This is a genomic window from Paeniglutamicibacter sp. (genome assembly GCF_046714615.1).
Taxonomy (GTDB): Bacteria; Actinomycetota; Actinomycetes; order Actinomycetales; family Micrococcaceae; genus Paeniglutamicibacter.
In genome coordinates, this window is record NZ_JBKKAP010000027.1 from 1 (window position 1) to 6,243 (window position 6,243).

Sequence of the window (6,243 nt, forward strand, 5' to 3'; positions counted from 1 at the left end):
TAGTTGTTGGTCGGGCGGCCCCATCCCGCCGCGCGCCGGCCCCCCCCACACCTGGATGCCCGCGGGGAGGCCCTACGCCTTACAGCGCGGGGGTCTCCGTGGCCGGTGCCTCGGAGGCGGGTGCCGAGGGAGCCGGCGCATCGGTGGGTGCCGCGGCACCCGTCAGTGCATCCTGCGCCTCGGTTGCGCGCTCGAGGGCATCCTGCAGCTTGGCCTGCTCCTCGCCGTACTTGGCGAAGTCGCCCTCGGCCAGTGCCGCCTGGCCTGCGGTGATGGCCGCGTTGGCATCGTTCAGGGCCGCACTGAGCTGCTGCTCGGCGGTCTGGGTCGCCGGAGGCGTTCCTGGTTCCTCGCCCTCACCTTCGCCGTTGCCTGTCTCGCTGGTGACGGCGCCCGAGGTTCCTTGGAACACCTGGTCAAGTGCTTCCGCCAACGTGTCGGCGAAGCCGACCCTGTCGCCAAAGGCAACGAGCACCTTGCGCAAGGTCGGGTAGGACGTCTGGCCCGAGGACTGCACATAGACCGGCTGGACGTACAGGATGCCGCCGCCAACCGGCAGCGAGAGCAGGTTGCCGTTCTTGACTTCCGAGGCGCCCTGGCGCAACAGGTTCAATGCCTGCGACACCGTGGCATTGGAGTCGAAGTTCTGCTGTGCCTGGCCGGGGCCGGGCACCGAGAGCTCGCGCGGGATGGCAAGCAGTCGCAGCTTCCCATAGCCCTCGGCCTTCACTCCCGCCTCGGAGCCGGCATCGGCCTCCGCGGCCAGGAAGCCGAAGAGCACGTTGCGCTGCTGTCCCCCGGCCGCGGTCTGCGGGATGAATGTCGAGGTCAGCGAGAAGGCTTCCTTCTCCTGGTTCGGCATCCTCAGCGACAGGTAGTACGGGGGCTGCTTGATGTTCACGTTGGATTGCGTCGGGTCCGAAGGGACCGACCATGCATCGTTGGCGTCGTAGAAGCCCCCGGGATCGGTTACGTGGTACGTGGCGAGGAGTTCACGCTGCACCTTGAACAGGTCCTCCGGGTAACGCACATGGCTCATCAGCTCGGCGGACATGTCCTTGTAGGACTTGATGTTCGTCGGGAAGACCTTCTGCCAGGCCTGCAGCAGCGGCTCCTCGGGCTCCCATGCGTAGAGCGTGACAGAACCGTCGTAGGCGTCAACCGTCGCCTTGACCGAGTTGCGGATGTAGTTGATCTGCCCGGTCTGCGTGACGGCGCGGGTGCCTCCGGTCAGCGAGTCTGTGACCGCCGAGTCCAGGGCCTGCTGCTTGGAGTACGGGTAGTTCTTCGACGTCGTGTAGGCATCGACGATCCACTGCACGCGTCCGTCAACGATCGCCGGGTAGGCATTCGAGTCCACCGTCAGGTACGGGGCGACTTTCTCCACGCGCTGTTTCGGGCTGCGGTCGTAGAGGATCTGCGATTCATCGTTGATCGCATCGGAGAGCAGGAGGTCCGTCGAGGCGAACTTCAGCGAATACACCAGTCGGTTGAAGAAGTTGCCGACTGAGGGTCCGCCGTCGCCGTCGAAGGTGTTGCGGGTGTCCTGGCTGCCCGAGCCGGAGGCCGGGCGGTCAAGTTCGCGCGGGTCCCAGCCCTCGGGGCCGCCGACGATCGAGTAGTCAGGGGACATCTCGCCGAAGTAGATGCGCGGCTCGTAGGTCTCGTCGCTGGCCAACACGCCGTTGGTCGGGATGCCGCTGAGCATGAAATCGGGGCGTCCGCCGGCGGCAACGCGGTTGCCGAAGGCGGCGACCAGGCCGTAGCCGTGGGTGTAGGTAATGTGCTGGTTGACCCAGGTGTCGGTCGGGTCCACATTCACTTCGCGCACGCCGATGACGGTGTCCTCGATGGTGCCGTCGATCTCGTACCTGTCCACGTTCAGGGTCGGGGTGAACTTGTAGTAGGTGCGGAACTGCTGCAGCTGGTCGAACGCGGCCGAGACCAGGTTCGGGTCAAGCAGGCGGATGTTGGTGGTGGTGGCCCGGTCCTGGGCCAAGGCGTTCTTCTGCGGGTTCAGCTCGACGTCGTACGCCGTCTCCTCAACCACATCCAGGCCGTAGGCCTTGCGCGTCATCTCGATGTTCTTTTGGATGAACTCGCGTTCCAGCGTCTTTTCCGAGGGGATGACCTGGTACTGCTGCACGATGAACGGGTAGATGCCACCGGCGACGATGACCGTCACCAGCAACATTGCGGTGCCGATGATCGGCAGGCGCCAGCGGCCCATGATGGCGGCGACGATGAAGGTCACCGCGACCAGCACGGCGGCGATGGCCAGGATGGTCTTGGTCGGGATCACCGCGTGCACATCGGTGTACAGGGCACCTGCCACGCGGCCGTTCTGCGAGAGCAGCGTGGAGTAGCGGTCCACCCAGAAATTCACGCCCTGCAGCAGCAGGAAGCCCACGGCGAAGGCGGCAATGTGGATGCGGGCCGGCTTGCCGATGACAACCCCGCCGCGCTCCTCGATGCGGATTCCGCCATAGAGGTAGTGGGTGAGCAGGCCGGCGATCCCGGCAATGAGCACGACCGAGATCAAGTACCCGTTGAGCAGCCCGATGAACGGCAGCGAGAACATGTAGAAGGACAGGTCCATGCCGAACTGCGGGTCGGTCTCGTTGAAATCGACCTGGTTGAAGAACAGCAGCACCTCTTTCCACTGCGAGGTCACTGCGGTGGCCGCGAAGACGCCGATGACGACCGGGACACCGATCATCAGCAGGCGGCGCATGGGCTCGAGCTGCGACTGGTACTTGGACATGGTGTCCTGGCGCTGCCCGTCCGGGGCGTAGACCGGCCGCGAACGGTAGGCCAGGCGCAGCGAGATCCAGGTCGCGAAGGCCATGAGCAGGAATGCCGCCACGAAGATCGCTGCCTTGGACAGGTACTCGGTCCAGAACACGCGCTCGAAGCCCAGCTGGTTGTACCAGAGCACGTCTGCATAGACGCTGGAAACGAACACGAAAGCGGCAACGAGGATACCGATCACGATGATCGTGGGCATCAGCGGGGATGGGCGTCGCGGATGCCGTTGCGGGTCGGGACGGCCTTCGGGACCCCGCGGGGGGCCCTCAAAGGGGCTGCCAGTGCCAAAACTCAATTTATACCTCACCGTTGGAACGTTCGACGCGCGGGAAACGCGCCTGAATTGTGTCTTTGTTCCCTATTCTGCCCTGCATCGGCGCCCGACGGAGCACCCCAAAGGATGATGTCGCGGAAATGTGAGGCGATTGTGACCCGGGTGGCAGTGAGTCTGACCCGGGACCCCGAATCGGCCCCCGAAAAGCGCCCGGTTTGGTTAGCCGCAGCCCTCGAATGATGCCGGGTCCTTGCCCATGCCAATCCCCTCGACCGCCGCCCGCGCCTCGGCAAGAGTGCCTACCTTGATGACCTGAAGCCCGTCGGGGACCCGGCCGGCGACATCTGCGCAGTTCTGGGCCGGGGCAAGGAAGTACTCGGCCCCCTGGTCCCTGGCGCCGACGAGCTTCTGCGCGATGCCGCCGATGGGTTCGACCTTGCCGTCGGCGGTGATGGCGCCGGTGCCGGCAAAGTGCTTGCCCCCGGTCATCTCCCCCTCGGTCAGCTGGTCCACGATCGCCAGGGCGAACATCATTCCGGCGCTGGGACCGCCGACGTTCTCCAGCCCGAACTTCACCTCAACCGGGAAGTCGAAGCTGCCCGAGAGCAGGATCCCCAGCTGCCGTTGACCCTCGGCTCCCGCTTCGGTGCTCACCGTGACGGTCAGGGGCTTGCCCTCGCGGGTGATCCCCAGCTTGCTGGGCGCCTCCCCCGCCGCATCGAGATGCTCCTTCAGCGTTTCCAGGTCGCTGATCTCCTGCCCGTTGATCGTCTCGAGCCGGTCGGAGACCTTCAGGACGCCGGAATTCCGCTGGGTCGCAAACCCGACCACGCCCAGGTGGCTGGAGAAGGGCATGTCCAGTTCGTGCAGCGCCGCGGCGGTGGAGAGCTGCTGCGAGTCATCCATCATCACTGTGCTCTGTTCGCTTTGTTCCGTCGTCGTGGTGCCGCGCGGCAGCACCGTTTCCTCCGGGACCACGTCCTCGTCCGGGTTGATCCAGCCCCAGAGGACGCTGAAGAAGGGCAGCCGCTGCTGGCCGCCGCCCTGGACGTACACCGTGGTCATGTCCAGTTCCCCGGAGGTGGGGTAGGTCTTGGTCCCGCTGATCTCCAGCAGCCGCGTGCCCTCGACGCTGCCGATGGTGTTCAGCGCCGGACCCGCGGACTCGACCACGAAGTGGGTGGGCAGGAGCGCGGCCGCGGCGATGAGCCCCATGGCGACCCAGCCGGCCCCGGCGCGCTTGTGGCGCAACATGGCCTGGCCGAGGTCGCTCTCCGGCCAGCGGTGCGCCAGCGGCCGGTGGTCGGCGCCGTCCGGGTCCCGGTGTGCTCCGAGGTCCACGTCGGTGTGCCGGCCGTGCTCCGGTGCTGGTCCTTCATGCGCTGCTGGCACGACTCCCTCTTTCCTTGCTGGCGTTCTCGCTCGCGGCACGGGCATTCGCCGTGCGCCGCGGCAGCCTCCAGCCTACAAGCCCGTGCCGCGGTGGGCGCCTGCGGCACGGGGAACCGCCGACGCCTTCACAGTGTTTTCCGATGTGCCCACAGCGAACTGTAACTTCAGATCATGGGCCGATCCCGTGGCCCGGGGGTACCGTTGAACCATGGCTGAAAATCCCCCATCAAACCGACCCGACGACTCCGACAACGACGACGAGAACGCGAAGGACCCGTTCTCCGAGATGTTCGGCTCTCTCTTTGGCGGCGCCGGCGGATTCGACCCCAAGAACCTCCCGGAGGGCCTGGGCGAGGCCATGGGCCTGTCCAACAACCCCGAGGCCATGGCGCAGATGATGGCGCAGGCACAGGCCATGATGGCAGCGATGTCCAAGGGCGACGGTGGCCCGGTGAACTGGAAGATGGCCACCGACGCCGCCCGCCAGGCCATCGCCTCCGATGACCCATCGATCTCCGCGAATCGCGCCTCCGCCGTGGCCAATGCGGCCCGACTGGCCGAGATGTGGCTGGACGCGGCCACCGTGTTCGAGGCCGACGGCAGCGAATGCCGCGCCTTCTCCCGCGCCGAGTGGGTCGAAAAGACCATGCCGGTGTGGAAGTCGTTGACCGAACCCGTTGCACTGAGCGTCGGCAAGGCCATCACCAGCGCGCTGAGCGAGCAGATCCCCGAGCAGATGCGCCCCATGATGGGCGGGGCCCAGGGCATGCTCCAGTCCCTGGGCGGAACCATGTTCGGCATGCAGCTGGGCACCGCCGTCGGCGGCCTGGCCAAGGACGTGCTGGGCGCCACCGACATCGGGCTGCCGCTGGCCGGCTCGACCCCGGCGCTGGTGCCCACCAACCTCACCGCCTTCGGCGAGGGCCTCGAGGTCCCCGAGCAGGAGGTGCTGCTCTTTGCCGCGCTGCGCGAATGCGCCCACGCCCGGTTGTTCAACCGGGTGCCGTGGCTGCGCTCCTCGGTGATTTCCGCCGTCGAGGCCTACGCCCGCGGCATCCACATCGACATGTCACGCATCGAGGAAGCGGTGCGTGACATCGACCCGATGAACCCCGAATCCTTCCAGTCGCTGATGGGCGAGGGCCTGTTCATGCCCAAGCGCACCGCGGTGCAGGAGTCCGCGCTGGCCAAGCTCGAGCTGGTGCTGGCGCTGATCGAGGGCTGGGTCGATGAGGTGGTTGCGGCAGCTGCAGTGAACCTGCCCAGTGCCCCCGGGCTGCGCGAGACCATCCGCCGCCGCCGGGCTGCCGGCGGGCCCGCCGAGAACGCCTTCGCCTCGCTGGTGGGACTGGAACTGCGTCCGCGTCGCCTGCGCGAGGCCGCCGCCCTCTGGGCGCACCTGCTTGAGGAACGCGGCCTGGAGGGGCGCGACGCCATCTGGGCGCACCCCGACCTGTTGCCCACCGACGAGGACTTGTTGGACCCGCAGGGGTTCACCCCGCGTCGCCAGCTGGCCGAGGCCAGCATGGACGACATCGATGCGGCGCTGAGCAAGCTGCTGGACGGCGGGTTCGACGAACCCGAGGCCGGGAACGACGACGATGCCGAGGACGGCGAGGGTTCCGGATCGCCGGAGAGCCCGACGGACAAGGGCCCGGGGCCGGAGAGCCCGACGGACAAGTAGTCACCGAAATCCAAAGTGGGGTGGGCCCCCACATATCGCCGGGGCCCCCCACGGTTTTTTTGTCGGTGATGCGCCGCGGGTGGCG

Annotated in this window: 3 protein-coding genes; 1 reads left to right on the forward strand and 2 read right to left on the reverse strand. The window is 66.9% G+C overall.

Annotated elements, in window-relative coordinates; all coding sequences use genetic code 11:
- Nucleotides 1-79: 79 nt before the first annotated feature.
- Nucleotides 80-3,007 (reverse strand): UPF0182 family protein, encoded by a 2,928-nt coding sequence (locus ACLQ7E_RS03135; RefSeq protein ID WP_411731093.1) that lies wholly within the window; start codon nucleotides 3,005-3,007, stop codon nucleotides 80-82.
- A gap of 294 nt (nucleotides 3,008-3,301) precedes the next feature.
- Nucleotides 3,302-4,474 (reverse strand): PDZ domain-containing protein, encoded by a 1,173-nt coding sequence (locus ACLQ7E_RS03140; RefSeq protein ID WP_411731094.1) that lies wholly within the window; start codon nucleotides 4,472-4,474, stop codon nucleotides 3,302-3,304.
- Nucleotides 4,475-4,682: 208 nt separating this feature from the next.
- Between ACLQ7E_RS03140 and ACLQ7E_RS03145 the strand changes: the two genes are divergently transcribed.
- Nucleotides 4,683-6,158 carry a zinc-dependent metalloprotease gene (locus ACLQ7E_RS03145; RefSeq protein WP_411731095.1) on the forward strand — a complete coding sequence of 492 codons (1,476 nt, stop codon included), beginning with the start codon at nucleotides 4,683-4,685 and terminating at the stop codon, nucleotides 6,156-6,158.
- Nucleotides 6,159-6,243 lie beyond the last annotated feature (85 nt).

Bases quoted from the DNA above. Each gene is read 5' to 3' on its own strand.
- ACLQ7E_RS03135 (WP_411731093.1), bottom strand. From the start codon at position 3,007: ATGCCCACGATCATCGTGATCGGTATCCTCGTTGCCGCTTTCGTGTTC.
- ACLQ7E_RS03145 (WP_411731095.1), top strand. From the start codon at position 4,683: ATGGCTGAAAATCCCCCATCAAACCGACCCGACGACTCCGACAACGAC.